Origin of the sequence: Bacillus sp. AFS017336, assembly GCF_002555445.1 — a bacterium.
In the GTDB taxonomy this organism is placed as follows: Bacteria; Bacillota; Bacilli; order Bacillales; family Bacillaceae_G; genus Gottfriedia.
Map to the genome: position 1 here is coordinate 1 of NZ_NUCO01000163.1, position 2,389 is coordinate 2,389.

At 34.2% G+C, this 2,389-nt stretch carries 2 protein-coding genes; both read left to right on the forward strand.

Features of this window, described 5'->3' with window-relative positions; genetic code table 11:
* The first annotated feature begins 109 nt into the window (after window positions 1-109).
* A complete protein-coding gene (gene istA, locus CN601_RS26365) occupies window positions 110-1,564 on the forward strand; it encodes an IS21 family transposase (protein ID WP_179865715.1) in 1,455 nt (484 codons plus the stop codon).
* A gap of 13 nt (window positions 1,565-1,577) precedes the next feature.
* Complete coding sequence (gene istB, locus CN601_RS26370; protein WP_098172856.1) at window positions 1,578-2,333, forward strand: IS21-like element helper ATPase IstB; 756 nt, start codon at window positions 1,578-1,580, stop codon at window positions 2,331-2,333.
* Window positions 2,334-2,389: the final 56 nt, after the last annotated feature.

Consider the following 2,389-nt stretch of genomic DNA (forward strand, 5'->3'; position numbering starts at 1 on the left):
TGTAGATTTACAATGAAAACTGACCCACTATTATCATCGAAAATTGACCCACCAATAAAATAATCGTTACACTTTTCTCATAAAGAAAATGAGGGGTGTAATTGGGGGAATGATCACGATTAATACTTGGACTAAAATTAGAAGTTTATCGACAGAAGGACATTCGATCAGATCCATCGCAAGAATGGTTGGTGCATCTAGAAATACTGTAAGAAAAGCATTGAAGGAAAGTAATTTACCAAAGTACTCTCGTACTCCTTGTGAAAATAAGTTAATCAGAGAATACGAAGAGTTAGTTTTAGAGCTGATGTCTAAAAAGTTGATTGGCACTCGGATTTATAAAGAGATTTGTAAAGTAGGTTATACAGGTTCGATTACTACACTATATCGATTTATCAACTCCCATAAGGAAAACGTAGAAGCTTTTAAAACAACGGTTCGATTTGAAACCAATCCAGGTGAACAAGCTCAGTTTGATTGGTCTCCTTATTCTGTTGTCATTGCAGGAGAAATTGTACAAGTATATTGTTTTCTAACGATTCTATCCTATAGTCGCAAAAAACAGATAGTATTTAGTAAAACACAAAGAATTGAAGCAGTATTAGACGCTCTCGAAAGTGGAATACGTGGGTTTAATGGTGTGCCGAAGCAAGTAGTCATTGATAATGCAAAACAACTTGTATTAAGCCACCCACGTGACGATCAAGCAGTGTATCATCCCAAATTTTTGGAATTAGCTGGAACCTATCGGTTCAGCCCTTATGCTTGCCAGACGTATTGGCCTAGGACAAAAGGAAAAGTAGAACGACCATTTTATTACATTGAACAACATTTTATTAAGGGAAATGAGTTTAATAGTTTTGAAGAGTTACAGAATCGTGCAGAGGAATTTATACATGAATGGGAATTGGAACCTAACAAAACAACCTTGGTCCCACCTGCCATTCTATATAATGAAGAGCAGCCGGTACTAATGGAGTTACCAATTAGTCGTTATTCTCATCACCTAAAAGAAACTAGAAAAGTTAGTTGGGATTGTTTGGTATCCTATCGCGGAGTGAAATATAGTGTTCCAAATCAATATGCCGGGAAGAGTATTTGGTTGAATGAAAAACAAGGTCATCTCTTACAAATATTGAATGAATCAGGAATGATTGTTTGTGAACATATTCTATCAACCCAAAAAGGAGCAACAGTTATAAATGAAGTACATTATGAAGGTGTGAAAGGATCAACACCTAAAAGTCTTCCAAAAGTACGAGAAAAGTTTATTGATACATTTTCCGTTGGAAAAGAATACACGGATCTATTAAAAACTGATGTGAAAGCAAATCACACTCATAGATATCGGAATATTCTTGAACTATTAAATCATTATGAAGTGTATCAAGTTGAAGAAGTATTGAAACAAGCCATTTTATATAAGCGTACAGAGTACAATTTTTTAGTTAATCTATTAAAAAATATAGCTAGAAAGAAAACGATTGTTCCTCAAGCATCAAGGATTCCAGACGTTCAAACAAAAACAAGATCCTTAGACTATTATAGTGGGTTATTACATTAGAGGGAGAAAAAGAATGAAAAGTGAACTGAATGAGCGTTTGACGAATATTCTAAAAGAATTACATCTCAAAGAAATTAGTGAAATCTACGAAGTAGAAGCAGAACAAGCAGCGAAAACAAAACTAAGTTATGTAGGGTATTTATCAAAATTATTTGAGGCAGAAATATTATCAAAAACAGATCGATCAATAAATCGTAAGATTTCATTAGCAAAGTTCCCTAAAGTATCAACAATAGAAGAGTTCGATTTCGCCTTCCAACCATCTATCAATGATACATACATAAGGGAACTAGCTAACTTAGGCTTCCTAGAGAAAAAAGAAAATATATTATTTATGGGACCGCCAGGTGTGGGGAAAACACACTTGGCAATCGCCCTAGGAATAAAAGCGTGTATAGCAAAATATAGGGTAGCATTTTATTCTGCGAAAGAGTTAATGGACCTACTCTACTCATCATTAATTGAAAACAACTTAACAGAACGGATAGAATCTCTAGCAAGAATACAATTAATTGTCATTGATGAGATTGGATATATGCCAATAGACAAAGAAAAAGCAAACTTATTCTTTCAGTTTATCAGCCGCAGATATGAAAGTGGATCAATAATCGTTACTACAAACATGCCGTTCGATCAATGGGATCAAGTTTTTGGTGACCAAGTGATCTCATCCGCGATATTAGATCGTTTAGCTCATCATTGTCATATATTTAATATTAATGGAAATAGTTATCGAATGAAAGAAAGATTAGAAAAATTAGAAGTATAGGGTGGGTCAAAATTCAGTGCAAAAGGTGGGTCAATTTTAGTTGACAATCTACAATC

Coding starts and splice junctions, on each gene's coding strand:
- istA (WP_179865715.1), top strand. CDS start 110: ATGATCACGATTAATACTTGGACTAAAATTAGAAGTTTATCGACAGAA.
- istB (WP_098172856.1), top strand. CDS start 1,578: ATGAAAAGTGAACTGAATGAGCGTTTGACGAATATTCTAAAAGAATTA.